The organism is Pseudomonas sp. DR 5-09 (genome assembly GCF_001655595.1).
Taxonomy (GTDB): Bacteria; Pseudomonadota; Gammaproteobacteria; order Pseudomonadales; family Pseudomonadaceae; genus Aquipseudomonas; species Aquipseudomonas pharyngis.
The window spans coordinates 6,039,645-6,057,896 of the sequence record NZ_CP011566.1 but is presented as its reverse complement, the minus strand read 5'-3'; the positions used below and the strand labels follow the sequence as shown (position 1 = coordinate 6,057,896).

The 18,252-nt window shown below is 62.8% G+C and carries 16 protein-coding genes; 12 read left to right on the top strand and 4 right to left on the bottom strand.

What is annotated here, in order from left to right; genetic code table 11:
• Positions 1–55: 55 nt before the first annotated feature.
• Together lgt and PDR5_RS27315 are read left to right on the top strand one after the other, a co-directional pair.
• Positions 56–871 (top strand): prolipoprotein diacylglyceryl transferase, encoded by an 816-nt coding sequence (gene lgt, locus PDR5_RS27320; protein WP_039767887.1) that lies wholly within the window; start codon positions 56–58, stop codon positions 869–871.
• Positions 872–921: 50 nt separating this feature from the next.
• Positions 922–1,893, top strand: a complete 972-nt coding sequence (locus PDR5_RS27315; protein WP_064600185.1) for a thymidylate synthase — start codon at positions 922–924, stop codon at positions 1,891–1,893.
• A 122-nt stretch (positions 1,894–2,015) separates the two neighbouring features.
• Here PDR5_RS27315 and cadR read toward each other — a convergent pair whose 3' ends face one another.
• Entirely contained in the window at positions 2,016–2,465 is a 450-nt protein-coding gene (gene cadR, locus PDR5_RS27310) for a Cd(II)/Pb(II)-responsive transcriptional regulator (RefSeq protein WP_064600182.1), read from the bottom strand.
• An 84-nt stretch (positions 2,466–2,549) separates the two neighbouring features.
• Between cadR and PDR5_RS27305 the strand changes: the two genes are divergently transcribed.
• The 8 genes from PDR5_RS27305 (at position 2,550) to PDR5_RS27270 (ending at position 12,112) form a co-directional block, all read left to right on the top strand.
• On the top strand, positions 2,550–4,859 hold the full coding sequence (locus PDR5_RS27305; protein WP_064600180.1) for a heavy metal translocating P-type ATPase: 2,310 nt from the start codon (positions 2,550–2,552) through the stop codon (positions 4,857–4,859).
• A 16-nt stretch (positions 4,860–4,875) separates the two neighbouring features.
• Positions 4,876–5,739: a LysR family transcriptional regulator gene (locus tag PDR5_RS27300; protein ID WP_064600177.1), complete on the top strand. Its 864-nt coding sequence runs from the start codon at positions 4,876–4,878 to the stop codon at positions 5,737–5,739.
• Positions 5,740–5,896: 157 nt separating this feature from the next.
• Positions 5,897–6,973: a putative 2-aminoethylphosphonate ABC transporter ATP-binding protein gene (locus PDR5_RS27295; protein WP_007953451.1), complete on the top strand. Its 1,077-nt coding sequence runs from the start codon at positions 5,897–5,899 to the stop codon at positions 6,971–6,973.
• On the top strand, positions 6,973–8,697 hold the full coding sequence (locus PDR5_RS27290; protein WP_064600174.1) for a putative 2-aminoethylphosphonate ABC transporter permease subunit: 1,725 nt from the start codon (positions 6,973–6,975) through the stop codon (positions 8,695–8,697). The genes PDR5_RS27295 and PDR5_RS27290 overlap by 1 nt, the downstream gene beginning before the upstream one ends.
• Positions 8,698–8,745: 48 nt before the next feature.
• A complete protein-coding gene (locus tag PDR5_RS27285; protein ID WP_064600170.1) occupies positions 8,746–9,771 on the top strand; it encodes a putative 2-aminoethylphosphonate ABC transporter substrate-binding protein in 1,026 nt (341 codons plus the stop codon).
• Positions 9,772–9,899: 128 nt separating this feature from the next.
• Positions 9,900–11,033: a TIGR03364 family FAD-dependent oxidoreductase gene (locus PDR5_RS27280; protein WP_064600167.1), complete on the top strand. Its 1,134-nt coding sequence runs from the start codon at positions 9,900–9,902 to the stop codon at positions 11,031–11,033.
• On the top strand, positions 11,033–11,599 hold the full coding sequence (locus PDR5_RS27275; protein ID WP_064600164.1) for a phosphonate degradation HD-domain oxygenase: 567 nt from the start codon (positions 11,033–11,035) through the stop codon (positions 11,597–11,599). Before PDR5_RS27280 ends, PDR5_RS27275 begins: the two co-directional genes overlap by 1 nt.
• Before the next feature lie 87 nt (positions 11,600–11,686).
• Positions 11,687–12,112: a hypothetical protein gene (locus PDR5_RS27270; RefSeq protein ID WP_064600162.1), complete on the top strand. Its 426-nt coding sequence runs from the start codon at positions 11,687–11,689 to the stop codon at positions 12,110–12,112.
• Here PDR5_RS27270 and PDR5_RS27265 read toward each other — a convergent pair.
• The gene (locus PDR5_RS27265; protein ID WP_064600159.1) at positions 12,109–13,494 is read right to left on the bottom strand and encodes a GTPase/DUF3482 domain-containing protein; all 1,386 of its coding nucleotides are present in this window, start codon (positions 13,492–13,494) and stop codon (positions 12,109–12,111) included. The genes PDR5_RS27270 and PDR5_RS27265 overlap by 4 nt on opposite strands.
• Positions 13,487–14,860, bottom strand: a complete 1,374-nt coding sequence (locus PDR5_RS27260; RefSeq protein WP_064600156.1) for a DUF2868 domain-containing protein — start codon at positions 14,858–14,860, stop codon at positions 13,487–13,489. The genes PDR5_RS27265 and PDR5_RS27260 overlap by 8 nt, the downstream gene beginning before the upstream one ends.
• Before the next feature lie 85 nt (positions 14,861–14,945).
• Here PDR5_RS27260 and PDR5_RS27255 point away from each other — a divergent pair, with 85 nt between their 5' ends.
• Positions 14,946–15,458, top strand: a complete 513-nt coding sequence (locus PDR5_RS27255; protein WP_082934450.1) for a dihydrofolate reductase — start codon at positions 14,946–14,948, stop codon at positions 15,456–15,458.
• A gap of 88 nt (positions 15,459–15,546) precedes the next feature.
• Here PDR5_RS27255 and PDR5_RS27250 read toward each other — a convergent pair whose 3' ends face one another.
• Positions 15,547–16,938, bottom strand: a complete 1,392-nt coding sequence (locus tag PDR5_RS27250; RefSeq protein ID WP_064600151.1) for an L-cystine transporter — start codon at positions 16,936–16,938, stop codon at positions 15,547–15,549.
• A 241-nt stretch (positions 16,939–17,179) separates the two neighbouring features.
• On the opposite strand from PDR5_RS27250, the gene PDR5_RS27245 reads away from it, so the two are divergent.
• A complete protein-coding gene (locus PDR5_RS27245) occupies positions 17,180–18,241 on the top strand; it encodes a hypothetical protein (protein WP_064600148.1) in 1,062 nt (353 codons plus the stop codon).
• The last annotated feature ends 11 nt before the right edge of the window (positions 18,242–18,252 follow it).

Sequence of the window (18,252 nt, the reverse complement as noted above, 5' to 3'; positions counted from 1 at the left end):
GGTGACAGCGTCGCCCGGGAATTTTTGAAGATTTGAACGCTAACGAGGAGTCGCAATGCTGCCTTACCCGCAGATCGATCCGGTGGCTTTGGCCATCGGTCCGCTGAAAATCCACTGGTACGGCCTGATGTACCTGGTCGGCATCGGCGGCGCGTGGCTGCTGGCATCGCGCCGGCTCAACCGTTTCGACCCGACCTGGACCAAGGAAAAACTGTCCGACCTGGTGTTCTGGCTGTCGATGGGGGTGATTGTCGGCGGGCGTCTGGGTTATGTGCTGTTCTATGACCTGAGCGCTTACCTGGCCAACCCGACACTGATTTTCGAAGTGTGGAAGGGCGGCATGTCGTTCCACGGCGGTTTCATCGGCGTGATGCTGGCCGCGTTGTGGTTCGGCAAGCGTAACGGCAAGTCGTTCTTCCAGCTGATGGACTTCGTCGCGCCGATGGTGCCGATCGGCCTGGGCGCCGGGCGTATCGGCAACTTCATCAACGCCGAGCTGTGGGGCAAGGCCACCGACGTGCCGTGGGCCATGGTGTTCCCGCCGTTCAGCGACCCGGCGCAACTGCCGCGTCACCCGTCGCAGCTGTATCAGTTCGCACTGGAAGGCGTGGCGCTGTTCCTGATCCTCTGGCTGTTCTCGCGCAAGCCGCGACCAACCATGGCGGTCTCGGGCATGTTCGCACTGTTCTATGGCATCTTCCGTTTCATCGTCGAATTCGTCCGCGTGCCGGACGCGCAACTGGGCTATCTGGCCTGGAACTGGCTGACCATGGGTCAGGTGCTCTGCGTACCGATGATCATCGGCGGGCTGTTCCTGATCTGGCTGGCCTACCACCGCGCCCCGGCGGCGCCGGTTGCACCGACAGCTTAAATATTCGAACCCCGGCGATGTCTGCCGGGGCTCAAGGACACAGGTAACTCATGAAGCAATATCTCGATCTGGTGTCGCACGTTATCAACAACGGCACCAAACAGGCCAACCGTACCGGCGTGAACACCATCAGCTTTCCGGGCGCCATGCTGCGCTTCGATCTGCAGGAAGGTTTCCCGGCGATCACCACCCGCAAGATGGCCTTCAAATCGGCCATCGGCGAGATGTGCGGCTTTTTGCGTGGCGTGAACAACGCCGCCGAATTCCGTGCGCTGGGCTGCAAGGTCTGGGATCAGAACGCCAACGAAAACGCTCAGTGGCTGGCCAACCCGTTCCGCCAGGGCGAAGACGACCTCGGCGAGATCTACGGCGTGCAATGGCGCAAATGGCCGGCGTACAAGCAGATCCCGCTGAGCAACGCCGCCGCCATCGAACAAACCCTGAGCAACGGCTACAAGCAGATTGCCCAGGGCGAAGAAGACGGCCAGGCCTATGTGGTGCTGTACAAAGCCATCGATCAGGTGCGCCAGTGCGTCGACACGATCATCAAGGACCCGGGCAGCCGCCGCATCCTGTTCCACGGCTGGAACTGCGCCCAGCTCGATGAAATGGCCTTGCCGCCGTGCCATCTGCTGTACCAGTTCCACCCGAATGTCGAGACCAAGGAAATTTCTCTGACCCTCTACATCCGCTCCAACGACCTTGGCCTGGGCACACCGTTCAACCTCACCGAAGGCGCCGCGCTGCTGAGCCTGATCGGTCGCCTGACCGGCTACACGCCGCGCTGGTTCACCTATTTCATCGGTGACGCCCACGTCTACGAAAACCACCTGGACATGCTCAACGAACAGCTCAAGCGCGAGCCGTTCGCCATGCCGAAGCTGAAGATTTCGGACCGCGTGCCGGAGTTTGCCAAGACAGGTGTTTATCAGCCGGAGTGGCTGGAGCTGGTGGAGCCGAGCGACTTCTCGCTGGAAGGCTACGAGCACCATGCGCCGATGACCGCGCCGATGGCGGTCTGACAGCCTGCCATTAAACCTGTGGGAGCTGGCTTGCCAGCGATGACGGCAGCACATCCAACATTGATGTGTCTGTAAAACCGCTATCGCTGGCAAGCCAGCTCCCACAATGTTTTGTGGTTTTGTCAGTGTCCGTGGCTGCGGCCCACGTGGGAGTGTTCGACTTCGGTTGCGACCACTCCGCCACTGACTTCCAGCCGCTGCAAAATCCCGCACTGATCCGCCTCCGGCCCTTCGCCACAGCGCTGGCGCAGGTCGAGCAGTTGCGTCTGCAACGCCAGTAAGCCATCGATCCGCGCCTTGACGTGCTGGATGTGCTCGTCGATCAGCGCATTCACGCTTTCGCACTGATCCTGCGGGCTGTCGCGCAAGGCGAGCAGGCTGCGGATTTCTTCGAGGGTCATGTCGAGGGTGCGGCAGTTGCGGATGAAGGTCAGGCGCTCGGCGTGGGCCTGGGTGTAGACGCGGTAGTTGCCGTCGCTGCGGGCCGGTTCCGGCAGCAGGTTTTCACGCTCGTAGTAGCGGATGGTTTCCACGGCGCAATCGGTCTGTTTCGCCAGTTCTCCGATCTTCATGACGGCCATCTCCAAAAGGGTGCTTGACCCTATAGTGGCTACAGGGTCTTTACTTGGCAACAGGCACCTTCATGGACGCGACCAATGAGCGATTCCCTGCACACCCACAAGCCCGGCGACGGGCACGATCACAGTCACAAACTGCAGCCTGTGCATAAACATTCCCACGGCGGTGATTCCTGCTGCGGGTCGAAAACCGTTACGGCCGCGCCGGTTCATTCGAGTGAAGACTCTTGCTGCTCGTCGAAAACCGCCGCGCCTTCACTGGTGCAACTGAGTGAAGCGCCGAGCGCCGACGCCCGGCTGAGCAGTTTCCGCATCGAAGCAATGGACTGCCCGACCGAACAGACGCTGATCCAGAACAAGCTCGGCAAACTGGCCGGGATCCAGCAGCTGGAATTCAACCTGATCAACCGCGTGCTCGGCGTGACCCACAATCTGGCGGACACCGCGCCGATCATCGACGCGATCAAATCCCTCGGCATGCAGGCCGAGCCGCTGCAGGCGGGCGTCGAAGCGCCAACGCCGGCGCCGGTGAAAAAACACTGGTGGCCGCTGGCGCTGTCCGGCGTCGGCGCACTGGCCGCTGAAGTGATCCACTTCACCAGCGCCGCGCCGACCTGGGTGGTGGCGATCATCGCGCTGATCTCGATCCTCAGCGGCGGCCTGACCACCTACAAGAAGGGCTGGATAGCCCTGAAGAACCGCAACCTCAACATCAATGCACTGATGAGCATCGCCGTGACCGGCGCCGTGTTGATTGGCCAGTGGCCGGAAGCGGCGATGGTGATGTTCCTGTTCACCGTGGCCGAGCTGATCGAAGCGCGCTCGCTGGACCGCGCACGCAACGCCATCAGCGGCCTGATGCAGATGACGCCGGAGCAAGCCACTGTGTGGCAGGCGGACGGCAACTGGGTCGAACTGGATGTCAAAAGCATCGATCTCGGCGCCCGCGTGCGGGTGAAACCCGGCGAGCGCATCGCGCTGGACGGCGAAGTCGTGAGTGGCAGTTCGACCATCGATCAGGCGCCGATCACCGGTGAAAGCCTGCCGGTGGAGAAAACCGTCGGCGACAAAGTCTTTGCGGGCACCATCAACCAGGCCGGTTCGTTGGAATACGCAGTGACAGCCGCAGCCAACAATTCCACTCTGGCGCGGATCATCCACGCCGTGGAACAGGCGCAAGGCGCGCGGGCGCCGACCCAGCGCTTCGTCGATCAATTCTCGAAAATCTACACACCGGTGGTCTTCGTCCTGGCCCTGGCCGTGGCGATCATCCCGCCGCTGTTCATGGGCGCCGCGTGGTTCGACTGGATCTACCGCGCGCTGGTGCTGCTGGTCGTCGCGTGCCCGTGCGCATTGGTGATTTCCACCCCGGTGACCATCGTCAGTGGCCTCGCCGCAGCGGCGCGCAAAGGCATTCTGGTCAAGGGCGGCGTGTACCTGGAGGGCGGTTTCAAGCTCGACTATCTGGCCCTCGACAAGACCGGCACCCTCACCCACGGCAAACCGGTGCAGACCGATTTCCTGTCCCTCGACCCGACTGCCGACGCCACGGCCCCGGCGATTGCCGCCGCGCTGGCCGGGCGCTCCGATCACCCGGTGTCGCTGGCCATCGCCAATGCGGCTGTGGATAAAGGTTTCGCGGCGCTGGTTGTGGATAACTTCGAAGCGCTGGCCGGCCGTGGGGTAAAAGGCGAGGTCAACGGTCAGATCTACCACTTGGGCAACCACCGACTGGTGGAAGAACTGGGCCTGTGCTCGCCGCAACTGGAAGAAAAACTGTTCGCGCTGGAGAAACAGGGCAAGTCCGTGGTGCTGCTGCTCGACCGCTCCGGCCCGCTGGCGCTGTTCGCCGTGGCGGATACGGTCAAGGAAACCAGCCGCGAGGCGATCCGCCAACTGCACGAACTGGGCGTGAAAACCCTGATGCTCACCGGCGACAACGTCCACACCGCCCAGGCGATTGCGGCGCAGGTCGGGATCGACCAGGCCAAGGGCGACTTGCTGCCCACCGATAAACTGCAAGCCATCGAAGACCTGTACGCGCAGGGCCGTCGGGTCGGCATGGTCGGCGACGGTATCAACGACGCGCCTGCACTGGCGCGGGCGGAGATCGGTTTTGCGATGGCGGCGGCAGGCACCGACACGGCGATCGAAACCGCCGATGTCGCCCTGATGGACGATGATCTGCGCAAGATTCCGGCGTTCATCAGCCTGTCGCGCCATACCGCCGCTATCCTCAAACAGAACATCGCGCTGGCGCTGGTGATCAAAGCGATCTTTCTTGGGGTAACCTTCGCGGGGCTCGCCACCATGTGGATGGCGGTGTTTGCCGACATGGGCGTGAGCCTGCTGGTGGTGTTCAACGGTTTGCGCCTGTTGCGCAAATAGAGGAAGAGGGGCGGTTGTGCTGAGTGCCGAGCTGAAAGCGTTTTACATGGTGGCCCGTTTGGGCAGCATCACGCTGGCGGCGAAAAAGCTCGGCCTCAGCCAACCGACCGTGACCACCCAGATCCGCAATCTGGAAAGCCAGTACTCGGTTGAGCTGTTCTACCGTGGCGGCCGGCGTCTGAGCGTCAGCGACGAAGGCGCGCGGCTGTTGCCGATGGTCAAGGCGCTGTTGCAGCAGGAAGCCGATATCGAATTCTTCCTGCGCAACAGCGGCCAGGTCCAGGGCACGCTGCGCATCGCCGCCACCGCGCCGTATTACATCCTCGATCTGGTGAAGACCTTCCGCGAGCGCCTGCCGCAGGTGGAAGTGTCGGTGGAAATCGGCAATTCGCAGCAGGTGCTCGAAGCGCTGGAGGATTACCGGGTAGATGTCGCGGCGTCGTCGCAATTGCTCGACGATGCGCGGCTGATCCGCCGGGTGCTCGGCAGCGACCCGCTGGTGCTGGCGGTGCATCGCAATCATCCGCTGGCGGCGCATGACCATGTGACGCTGAGCGCACTGGCCGGGCATACCCTGTTGATGCGTGAGCCGGGCTCGACCACCCGTCGCCTGACCGAAGAATTGCTGGCCAGTGCCGGCGTCAGTTTCGGCCCGCTGCTGGAGATCGGCAGCCGTGAGTCGATCCGCGAAGCGGTGCTGCGCAACATCGGCATCAGCATCATCGCCCGCCAGGAAGTGCCGCACGATCCGCAGTTAAGGGTGCTGACCCTCGAAAATGCGCCGCAGATTCCCGAATACCTTTACTGCCTCAAGGAACGCAAGAACGCTCGCTTGCCGGCCGCGTTTCTCGGCCTGGCGCAGGAAATGTCCCCGGCTTGATCGCAATGATCGTTCCCACGCAGAGCGTGGGAACGATCCGCGATCCGCGGTGAACCAAAATCCCTGAATACCACTATCGGTCGATTTTGCCTTGTTGCCATATGACCGACGCATTACAACTCTAGGATTCGTCTCATCTGCTTGATGAGGCCTGTCCATGAACCCTGCAATCGCAACTGCCCTGACCAACCCCGGCGCACCGATGAAAGTGCGCGGCGTGCAGAAGCGCTTCGGCGCTTTCACGGCGCTGGATAACGTCTCCCTCGATGTCGCGGCCGGTGAGCTGGTGTGCCTGCTCGGCCCGTCGGGCTGTGGCAAGACCACGTTGTTGCGTTGCATCGCCGGTCTGGAAAAGCAGGACAGCGGCGAGTTGTACCTCGGCGAGCGCGACGTTTCCCACCTCGCGCCGCAGGCTCGGGATTACGGCATCCTGTTCCAGTCCTACGCGTTGTTCCCCAATCTGACCGTCGAAGCGAACATTGCCTACGGCCTCGCCGGCAGCGGTCGCGATGAAGTGCGCCGTCGCGTCGGTCAGATGCTGGAACTGGTCGGCCTCACCGGCAGTGAGAAAAAGTACCCCGGCCAGTTGTCCGGCGGCCAGCAGCAACGGGTGGCGTTGGCCCGCGCCCTGGCCCCCGCACCGTCGCTGTTGTTGCTCGACGAACCGATGTCGGCCCTCGACGCCCGGGTGCGCGAGCATCTGTGCACCGAGCTGCGCCAACTGCAACGTAACCTCGGCATCACCACTCTGATGGTCACCCACAATCAGGACGAAGCGATGCTGATGGCCGACCGCATCGCCGTGATGAACAACGGCAAGGTCGAGCAGTACGCCACCCCGCAGGAAATCTACAACCGCCCGGCCACGCCGTTCGTGGCCGAGTTTGTCGGCCAGGGCAACTGGCTGCCGTTCCAGCGCAGCAGCGACAGCCACGCCAAGGTCGGCGGGATGAACCTGCGCCTGGCCGACGGCAGCGTCCATAGTCCGTCGGGCCGGTTGTTCTGCCGTCCGGAAGCGATCAACGTCAATCCGCTGGTGCACGAAGAAAACCTGTTCCCGGCCAAAGTCCGTGAGATCACCTTCCTCGGCAACCGCTGCCGCATGAGCTTCGAGCTCGATCAACTGCCCGGTCACGCCTTGCTCGCCGAACTGGCACCGGAAGCCATGCCGCGCCTCGGCGCCCAGCAGATCATGGTTGCCTTGCCGCCACGCAGCCTGCAGGTGTTTGCCTGATGAACAGCAACCTCGCACTGCCGCTACCGCAAAAGCAGGCGCGGCAGATGTCCGAGGCCGAGGTCGGCGACCGGATCTTCGTCCTCGGCGGCAAACTTCTGCTGCTGGTGCTGCTCGGTGTGGCGGTGCTGCTGCCACTGCTGGCGATCTTCTGGCGCGGCTTCAGCAGCGAAGCCGGGCAGGGCGGTGGCTGGCTCGCTGCGAAGGAATTGGTCAGCAGCGACAATTTCCACTGGCTGCTCGGCAACAGCCTGAAGGTTTCCCTCAGCGTCGCGGCGATCGTCGTACCGCTGGCCTACCTGTTTGCCTACGCCTTGCAACGCACGTTGATTCCGGCAAAAGGCATCTGGCGCGGGATCTCCCTGCTGCCGCTGATGGCGCCGTCGATGCTACCGGGGATTGCGCTGGTTTACCTGTTCGGCAATCAGGGCCTGTTGCGCGGGCTGCTGTCGGACAACATCTACGGTTTCTGGGGGATTGTTCTGGGCGAGGTGATCTACACCTTCCCACACGCCTTGATGATTTTGCTGTCAGCCCTGTCGCTGGCGGATGCGCGATTGTTCGACGCTGCGTCGAGCATGGGCGCCAGTCCGGCGAAAGCCTTCCGCAGCATCACCTGGCCCGCGACCCGCCAGGCTGTGTTCGCCGCGTTCTGTCTGGTGTTCACCCTGACCATCACCGATTTCGGTGTGCCGGTGGTGGTCGGTGGCGACTATCAAGTGCTGGCGCTGGAAGCCTACAAAGCGGTGGTCGGCCAGCAGCAATTCGGGCGCGGCGCGCTGATCGGCATGGTTCTGTTGCTGCCGGCACTGTTCAGCTTCGGCGTCGATGCCTGGCTGCGTCGGCGTCACGGTGATTCCATGAGCGGCCGCGCCCAGGTGTTCAAACCGGCACCGTCGAAGAAGCGCGATGCCTTTTATCTCAGCGTGGTCCTGCTGATCAGCGCCGCGTTGCTGCTGGTATTCGGCATGGCGGTGTTCTCGTCGCTGGTGAAGTTCTGGCCGTACAACCTGTCGCTGTCGCTCAACCACTATCAGTTCAACGAGACCGCTGGCGGTGGCTGGCTGGCCTACGGCAACAGTTTGAAGATGGCGCTGGGCACGGCGTTGATCGGCAGCATGCTGATCTTCACCGGCGCCTATCTGATGGAAAAGACCCGCAGCCAGCGCGGGCTGAATCTGACACTGCGCATGCTCAGTTTCGTACCGATGGCGGTGCCGGGGCTGGTGCTCGGTCTGGGTTACGTCTTCTTCTTCAACCTGACCGGCAACCCGCTGCACGTGTTGTACGGAACCATGACCCTGCTGATCGTCTGCACCATTGCTCACTATTTGACCACTGCGCAGATGACCGCCACCACCGCGCTGCGTCAGCTCGATACCGAGTTCGAAGCCGCCGCGCTGTCGCTGAAAGCACCGCTGTACCGGCATTACCTGCGGGTCACCGTGCCGATCTGCCTGCCGGCGCTGCTGGACATCGTGCGCTACCTGTTCGTCTCGGCCATGACCACCGTGTCCGCCGCGATCTTCCTCTACAGCCCCGACACCATCCTTGCGGCGGTGGCGGTGTTGAACATGGATGACGCCGGCAACGTCGGCGGCGCGGCGGCGATGTCGACCCTGATTCTGTTCACCTCGGCGGGCGTGTCCTTGCTGCTGGCGTGGGCTTCGCGCGGCTTGCTGCGCCGTTCCCAGGCCTGGCGGCAAACGGCGCCGGGCCACTGATTCCATCCCGCTCAACTCCCCCTCAACTCAAAAGACAGGAAAACGATCATGTTCAAGCCTATGGCCCTGGCCGCTGCTGTGCTCGCGACTTTCAGCCTGAATGCCTTCGCGGCAAAAACCGAGTTGACGGTGTACACCGCCCTCGAAGCCGAGCAGTTGAAGTCCTACAAAGAGGCCTTCGAAAAGGCCAACCCGGACGTCGAGATCAAGTGGGTGCGCGACTCCACCGGGATCATCACCGCCAAACTGCTGGCCGAAAAGGATCGCCCGCAGGCTGACGCGGTGTGGGGCCTGGCGGCGTCCAGCCTGGCGATCCTCGATCAGCAAGGCATGCTGCAAAGCTATGCGCCGAAGGATCTGGGCAAGATCGGCGCGAACTACCGCGACGCCGCCAACCCGCCAGCCTGGGTCGGCATGGACGTTTGGGCCGCGACCATTTGCTTCAACACCGTCGAGGCCGAGAAACAGGGCCTGACCAAACCGGTGAGCTGGCAGGACCTGACCAAGCCTGAGTACAAAGGCAAGATCGTGATGCCGAACCCGGCTTCGTCCGGCACCGGTTTCCTCGACGTCAGCGCCTGGCTGCAAACCTTCGGCGAGAAGCAGGGCTGGGCCTACATGGACGGTCTGCACCAGAACATCGGCCAGTACGTTCACTCCGGCTCCAAGCCTTGCAAACTGGCGGCGGCGGGCGAATTCCCGATCGGCATTTCCTTCGAATACCCGGCCGTTCAGCTCAAGCGCCAGGGTGCACCGCTGGACATCATCCTGCCGAAGGAAGGCCTGGGCTGGGAGATCGAGGCGACTGCCGTGATCAAAGGCACGCCGCACGAAGAGGCCGCGAAAAAACTGGCCGACTTCTCCGCCAGCGCTCCGGCGATGGACCTGTACAAGGAAAACTTCGCTGTCCTTGCCCAGCCGGGCATCGCCAAGCCGCAGACCGAGCTGCCGGCCGACTACGAGCAGCGCCTGATCAAGAACGACTTCGCCTGGGCCTCGAAGAACCGCGACGAGATCCTGACCGAATGGCGCAAGCGCTATGACGGCAAGTCCGAGAAAGTCGCTGCCAAGTAAGTTCTTCATCGACTGACAGGGCCTCTTCGCGAGCAAGCCCGCTCCCACACTGGATCGCATTCACAACGTAAATCCCTGTGGGAGCGGGCTTGCTCGCGAAGGCGGTCTCCCATTAAGGGAAAATCTCCATGACACAACACAAAGACTTGCTGATCGTCGGCGCCGGCATCCTGGGCCTGTCCCACGCCTATGCCGCTGCCCGGCGTGGTCTCAAGGTCGCGGTTTTCGAACGCACCACCACGCCACTCGGCGCGTCGGTACGCAACTTCGGCCAGGCACTGGTCACCGGTCAGCCACCGGGTCCGATGCTTGAACTGGCCAAGGCCAGCCGCGACATCTGGGGCCAGTGGGTGCAGCTCGCCGGCCTGCAACTCAAGCGCAACGGCTCGTACCTGTTCGCCCGCACCGAGGCCGAAGAGCACTTGCTCGAAGCCTTCTGCGCAGGGCGCGCCGTGGAGCACGACTACCGCGTCGAACTGCTGCGCGGTGCCGCGCTGCGCGATCTGTACGGCGGCCAGTTCAGCCATCACCGCGCCGCGCTGCACGGGATGGACGATCAACAGCTGTATTCCCGGGAAGCGATTCCGGCGCTGATTGAATACCTGCGTCGCGAACTCGACGTCGAGTTTCACTTCTCGACGCTGGTGCGCGACGTCGAGCCTGGGCGCCTGCAAAGTACTGCCGGCACATTCTCCGCCAAGCAGATCATCGTCTGCTCCGGCCACGATTATCAGACCTTGCTGGCAGAGTCGATTGCCGCCCTCGACCCGCAAATCTGCCGCCTGCAAATGCTCCGCGCCCGGCCGCAGATCGACCTGAACTTGCAACACGCCTTGCTCACCGGTCTCAGCTGCGTGCACTACGGCGCCTTCGCTGACTTGCCGGAAGCGACCGCAGTGCAGGCGCAAATCCTGCGCGAGCAACCGCATCTGCAGGAAAACGGCATTCACCTGCTGATCAGCCCGACGCCGTATGGCGAACTGATCATTGGCGATTCTCACCATTACGGCAGCGATCCATCGCCGTTCAACGCCGAGCAAGTCGACAACTGGATGCTGGAGCTGGCCCAACAGACCCTCGGCTGCAAGGTGCAAGTGGTCGAGCGCTGGCAGGGTGTCTATGGTTCCCGGGGGCCGGGGCCGTTTTCGTTTCTGCGTCCGGCGCCGGGGCTGAGTGTGGCGTTGATGCACAGCGGCGTCGGCATGAGCGTCGGCCCGGCCATGGCCGAGCGCAATGTTGCACAGCTTTTTGGAGAGCACTGATGTTGAGTCATGAGCAAGTCATCGACCGGGTGTTCGGCCTCTATGAGCGCTTCGGCGCCAGCGACTACATTGGCGAACCGGTGTCGCAGATCGAGCACATGTCCCAGGCGGCGCAACTGGCCATCGCTGAAGGCTTCGACGACGAAGTGGTGCTCGCCGCGTTCTTCCACGATATCGGCCATCTGTGTGCCGAAGGCGCGGAAAACATGGGCGGTTACGGCGTGGTCAGCCACGAACGCCTTGGCGCGGATTACTTGCGTGAGGCCGGTTTCAGCGAACGTCTGGCGCGGCTGGTTGAATATCACGTCCAGGCCAAGCGCTACCTGACGCTCAGGGAGTCGGGTTATTACGAGCGCTTGAGCGAAGCCAGCCGTCGCACCCTGGAATATCAGGGCGGAGTGATGACCGAGGCCGAGGCCGAGGCGTTCGAGCAGGATCCGTTGTGCGCCGTCAGTCTGCGGATGCGCCAGTGGGATGAGCTGGCGAAGGAAATGGCCGTGCCGGTGATGGATCTTGCGGAGCTGAAGCACAAGGCCTTCACCGTGTTGTCCGGCGAGACGCGCTGAACCTTCTTACGCCAAACCGGGAAACGGTGCATGGCAGGTATTGCCCCTTCGGCCCAAGACTGGTTTTTTTGCCGAAGGAGCGCACGGATGCGTTTTTTGAAAGTGATTGCCCGGGATCGATCCGGCAGCGGCGCAGGGGACACTGTCCAGCTGCGCTTTCATGACAGCGAACAGGATTGGCGTGAAGCGTCGGCTCGTGAAGTGGCGCAACTGCGCAGCTTCTCCCGAACTTATCTGAAATGTGCCTGGTTCAACGCGGCCGATGAGGACACGCGACATCTGCGGATCTTTGCTTTGAACCCCGGCCGCGATGGAACGCCGGAATCAGTGAGGCTGCACTTTCACCAAGGCGAAACCATCGCTTACAAGGCCGCCGTCCACGACCTGGATAACGATGGCGGTTTCGAGGTTGTCCTGTGCTCGGACGTCGACAACGACGGGCGGGCCAATCGCACCGATCGCAGCCGGGTGACGGCGCTGGTCAAACCGTTCCTCAAGCTCGGCTGGTTCTAGAGTTCGAGCACTTTGCTCACCAGCTCATCGATCTGTTCCTGACGCTGGGCCTGATTCAGCTTCGAATGCGGATTGAGCGACGACCACTGCGGGTGGGCCCGGGCGATGTTCAGCGCCTCCGGCAGCTTGCCCTCACGCCAGGTCTTGTCCTGCGGCGTCGCTACCTGAATGCTGTCCAGCGCCGCATGGCCACGGGCGTTCAGCGCTTGCAGCAGTTGCCGCTGACGCAGGGCCAGCAGGCGCAGCACGTTGTCGTCGACCGTCAGTTCCCGCTGCCCTTTGATCTTGCCGAGCAGGCGGTTGCCATAGCTGCGGGCGGTTTGCAGGGCGCCGCCGGCAATGGCACCGGCCAGAGCGGCGGCGCCGAGGGTGATGCCGCCGACCAGCAAGTCCACACCCGCACCGGCTGCGGCACCGGCGGCAATCCCGCCGCCGACCCGCACGCCGAGTTGCTTGAGGGTTTCCGGGTTGAACAGGTCATCGCCCCAACGCCCGTCGAGCAGCGGCAGATCGCTGGCGGCGGCGTCCTGCGGGCGGAAGGCGTAGAGCTTGAGCAGCGCTTCGACGCAGCGTTGTTCCCGCTGGCGCACGGCTTTGCGCAGTTCACTGATGGCCTGTTGTTCCTGTTCGGCGTTGCTCGCCACACTGCGTCGGCACGCGGCGCAGTCGATCAACAATTCGGCAATCAGGCGCGCGGCGCTTTGCTCGCGGGCAAGGCGTTGCGCTTGTTGATCGGCGATCAGCCGTTCAAGTTGTGGGCGGGCGTTTTCCAGCAACAGTGCGAGGCTTTCATACAGCCGCCGCTCGCCATCTTCGGGCGGGGCGACGCTGTCGAAACGCACCAGCGCATGCAGGCCAAGACGCGCCAGTGCTTCACGCCAGTCCGGCTCGCGGTGGTTGGCGCTGCTGACGAAATTCAGCACCGGCAGCAACGGTTTGCCGCAACTGGCCAGCACTTCCAGTTCGTCGCGGTACTTGGCCAGCACCGGTTCGCGTGCATCGATCACATACAGGCCGGCGTCGGAATCAAGCAGTTGCCGCAGTACCTTGGCTTCCTGTTCGAAACGCTGGCGCGCCTCGCTGCCGTCGAGAAACCGCGCCAGCCGTGCCGGGGCGTCGAGGCGTTCGCCGGGGCGTTCCAGACGCTCGAGAAAATCCAGCAGGGCGATGGCATCTTCCAGACCGGGTGTGTCGTAGAGGTCGAGCAACGGCTCGCCATCCACCGACAACCGCGCGCCTTCGACATGCCGCGTGGTGCTCGGTCGATGGGAGACTTCGCCGAAGCCGACGTCGCGGGTCAGGGTGCGCAACAGCGAAGTCTTGCCGACGTTGGTGTGGCCGACCACCGCCAGTTTCAGCGGCGCTTTCCAGGCATCAGTCATGTCCGTGCTCCAGCCAGTTCAACGGGGCGCAATCGGCGAACGGCAGTTCCAGCTGTTGCAATGCCACGTGCCAGTCACCGAGGCGTTCGGCGTCCAGCGCTTGTCCTTGCGGCGCCTGCAACAGCCAGACGCGGGTTGCGGCGGCGTTGCGCGCCAGCTCGGCGATCAGCGCCAGGCTGCCGCGATCCGGCGAACGCCGTGGGTCGCAGGCAATCGCCAGGCGCGCCGGCGGGAAGCGGCTGAGCTGTTCGAGCAGTTTGTTGCGCGATTCCCGACTGTCGAGGATGCCGGCGTTGCTGACGTTTTTCGGCAGCGTCGGCGGCCATGAGTGTTGGTCGTCGAGTTCGATTGCCACGAGCAGCGCGCCATCGCTGGCGTGTTCGCCCACGGTGCTTTCGACGCGGTGCAATTGCGCAGGCTCCGGGTCGGTGATGCCGAGGCGTTCGCTGGTCGGCATCAGGCGTTCGCGCAGTTGGGCGTAGCCGGGCAGGTTCAGGTCCAGGCGCAACGCAGCCTTGCCGCTGTTCCAGCGCCAGAAGCAAAAAAGCGCCAACAGCAGACGCGGCAGCACGCCGTACACCACCAGCACGCCGACCAGCCAGGTCGCCCAGGCCTGACGGGCGCTTTCGATGTTCAGCGCGGTGTCGCCGCTGGCGCGGATCATGTCCACGGTCGGCACGTTGAAGCCCAGCAGCGCGGGCAAGGCGCCGAGGGCCTGGGTCATGTTGATGAACGTGTCGGCGCTGAGAATCGTGGTTTCCCAGACGAAACCGTAGCGCCGGGTCGCCATCAGGGTCAGCAACAAAACCAGCGCGCTGAACATCGCCAGCAACCACAGGCCGTTGACCAGCGTGCCGAGTGCCCAGCGATTGAGTTTCTGGCGTTGCAGCATCAGCAGCAGGGCCGGCGCCAGTTGCGCCGCCTTGGCGTCGCGGGCGAGTTTTTCACTGAGCCACAGCCACAAGCGGCCGAGGGTGGCGCCATGTTCGCCAGCGAAGATCAGCCCCAGCGCCCAGCTCAGCAGCAGAATCAGATTCAGCCCGAGCAGACTGCCCAGGGCCCAGAACACATTGACCGGCGTCTGGCCCAGTGCGGCGAAGGCCAGACCGGCACCGCTCAGTACCGCGAAGATCGCCAGCAACACCAGCGCGAGGCGTGCGCCTTGCAACCAGTGCTTGAGCGCGGCGGTCAGGCCGTCGCGCTCGGCCAGCCACAGGGCGCGGCGCTGAATGCGTCCCGGCAGATCGCCGCCGGCCGCGCGGGCCAGGCGATTGGCTTCCAGATCGTCCAGCGGGCCTGCGTGTTCTTCGCGCAGGCGCACGGTTTCGGTGAGCCAGAGGTTTTGCAGTGAAGTCAGTTCAGTCACGCGGCATCCCGTTGCTTGATTGAGCCGTGAGCATAACCGCTGTGGCGCTTATCGGGGTAAGGGCGGCTCTGGTATCCTCGCCGGCATGACTAAATCACTCCCCCTCAGCCTGATCGCAGCCCTCGGTGAAAACCGTGTGATCGGCGTCGACAACAGCATGCCCTGGCACCTGCCGGGGGACTTCAAATACTTCAAGGCCACGACGCTCGGCAAGCCGATCATCATGGGCCGCAAGACCTGGGACTCGCTGGGTCGCCCGTTGCCGGGGCGTTTGAACATCGTGGTCAGCCGTCAGCAGGATCTTGTGCTGGAAGGTGCGGAAGTCTATCCGTCGCTGGAAGCGGCCGTGGTTCGCGCCGAAGCGTGGGCGAAAGAGCAGGGCGTCGACGAATTGATGCTGATTGGCGGGGCGCAATTGTATGCGCAGGGGCTGGCGCAGGCGGATCGTTTGTATCTGACTCGCGTGGCACTGAGCCCGGAAGGCGATGCGTGGTTTCCGGAGTTCGATCCGAATCAGTGGAAGCTGGTGTCGGATGTGGCGAACCCGGCTGAAGGCGACAAACCGGCTTACAACTTCGAAGTCTGGGAAAAAGCCTAAGAGCCTCGCTGGCAGGCCAGCTCCCACATTGGAATGCATATCCCTGTGGGAGCGGGCCTGCTCGCGATAGCGGTCTGTCAGACGCTACTCAAGCCTGAGCCAGTTCCGCATGCTCATCGGCATCCAGCAGTGCCTTGTCGGTCTGCTGCATCACCTGGCTGGTAATCGCACCGGCCGTGATCGAACCACTCACGTTCAGCGCCGTGCGACCCATGTCGATCAGCGGCTCGACCGAAATCAGCAACGCCACCAGCGAAACCGGCAAGCCCATGGCCGGCAGCACGATCAGCGCGGCGAAGGTCGCACCGCCACCCACGCCCGCCACACCGGCCGAACTTAAGGTAACAATCGCCACCAGCGTCGCGATCCACAGCGGATCCAGCGGGTTGATGCCGACGGTTGGCGCAACCATCACCGCCAGCATTGCCGGGTACAGGCCGGCGCAACCGTTCTGGCCGATGGTCGCACCGAACGAAGCGGCGAAGCTTGCCACCGATTGCGGAATGCCCAGACGACGGGTCTGCGCTTCGATGCTTAGCGGGATGCTCGCGGCGCTGGAGCGGCTGGTGAACGCGAAGGTCAGCACCGGCCAGATCTTGCGGAAGAAACGCAGCGGGTTGATCCCGGCCGCCGACACCAGCAGGCCGTGCACCACGAACATCAGGCCCAGGCCGAGGTACGACACCACGACGAAACTGCCGAGCTTGATGATGTCCTGCAGGTTGGAACCGGCCACCACTTTGGTCATCAGCGCCAGCACGCCGTAAGGGGTCAGCTTCATCACCAGACGCACCAGACGCATCACCCAGGCTTGCAGGGTGTCGATGGCGTTGATCACTTTCTGACCTTTCTCGACGTCATCCTTGAGCAGTTGCAGCGCGGCAACCCCCAGGAACGCGGCGAAGATCACCACGCTGATGATCGAGGTCGGTTTGGCCCGCGCCAGGTCGGCGAACGGGTTCTGCGGGATGAACGACAGCAGCAGTTGCGGCACATTCAGGTCGGCGACCTTGCCGGCGTAGTCGGTCTGAATGGTTTGCAGACGGGCCATTTCCTGAGTGCCGGCGACCAGGCCTTCGGCGGTCAGGCCGAACAGGTTGGTCAGGCCTATGCCGATCAGCGCCGCAATCGCGGTGGTGAACAGCAGCGTGCCGATGGTCAGGAAGCTGATCTTGCCCAGCGAAGAAGCGTTGTGCAGACGGGCCACGGCGCTGAGGATCGAGGCGAATACCAGCGGGATCACGATCATTTGCAGCAGTTGCACATAACCGTTGCCGACCAGATCGAACCAGCCGATTGAGGCTTTCAGTACCGGGTTGCCGGCGCCGTAAATCGTGTGCAGCGCGACGCCGAATGCCACGCCCAGCACCAGCGCGAGCAGGACTTTTTTCGCCAGGCTCCACGTGGTGTGACGGGTTTGCGCCAGACCAAAAAGCAGGGCGAGGAACACCAGCAGGTTGAGAATCAGGGGCAGATTCATGAGGACTCCAGAAAAGACTGTGCCAACAGCCTTCCGGGGCTGCTGCGAACCGGCAAGCCTAACAGCTTGATTTCCAATGATTTAATACCGAAATCAAAGGTTAACCGTCGTTTTTGGAATAAGCGGGTGTCGCTCTCGGGGATGCAGCTGGCGCGAAACGGACGTGGACGGTCGCTGACAGACGAGGACTGTCACACATATTTGTTAGCGTCGATTTCTTTGACCCAGGGAGAAAGCGCCAATGAAGTTCACACCGAAATTTCTGGCTGTCGCACTGACTGTGGGGATGGGCCTGGCCACTCAGGCATTCGCCACCGACCTGAAGCACTGGCCGGCGGATCAGGCCAAGGCATTGGACGCGATGATCGCCGCCAACGCCAACAAGGGTAACTACGCGGTGTTCGACATGGACAACACCAGTTACCGCTACGACCTCGAAGAGTCGTTGCTGCCGTTCATGGAAAACAAGGGCCTGATCACCCGCGACAAGCTCGACCCCTCCCTGAAACTGATGCCGTTCAAGGATACCGCCGACCACAAGGAAAGTCTGTTCAGCTACTACTACCGCCTCTGCGAAGTCGACGACATGGTCTGCTATCCATGGGTGGCTCAGGTGTTTTCTGGCTTCACCCTCAAGGAACTCAAGGGCTACGTCGATGAGCTGATGGCCTCGGGCAAACCGGTGCCGGCGACCTATTACGAAGGTGACGTGGTCAAGAATCTGGATGTGAATCCGCCGAAGATCTTCACTGGCCAGAAAGAGCTGTACAACAAACTGATGGAGAACGGCATCGAGGTCTACGTGATGACCGCCGCCTCCGAAGAACTGGTGCGCATGGTCGCGGCCGATCCGAAGTATGGCTACAACGTCAAACCGCAGAACGTGATCGGCGTGACCACCTTGCTGAAGAACCGCGACACCGGCGAGCTGACCACCGCGCGCAAGCAGATCACTGCCGGCAAATATGACGAGAAAGCCAACCTCGGCCTCGAACTGACCCCGTACCTGTGGACCCCGGCGACCTGGATGGCCGGCAAGCACGCGGCGATCCTGACCTACATCGACGAATGGAAAAAACCGGTACTGGTGGGTGGCGACACGCCGACCAGCGACGGCTACATGCTGTTCCACGATGTGGACGTGGCGAACGGCGGCATTCACTTGTGGGTCAACCGCAAGGACAAATACATGACCCAGATTCAGGGCATGATGGCCAAGCACGCGGCGGCCCAGGCGAAAGAAGGCTTGCCGGTGACAGCGGATAAGAACTGGGTGATCGTCAAACCTGAGGAAATCCAGTAATTGCTACGGTG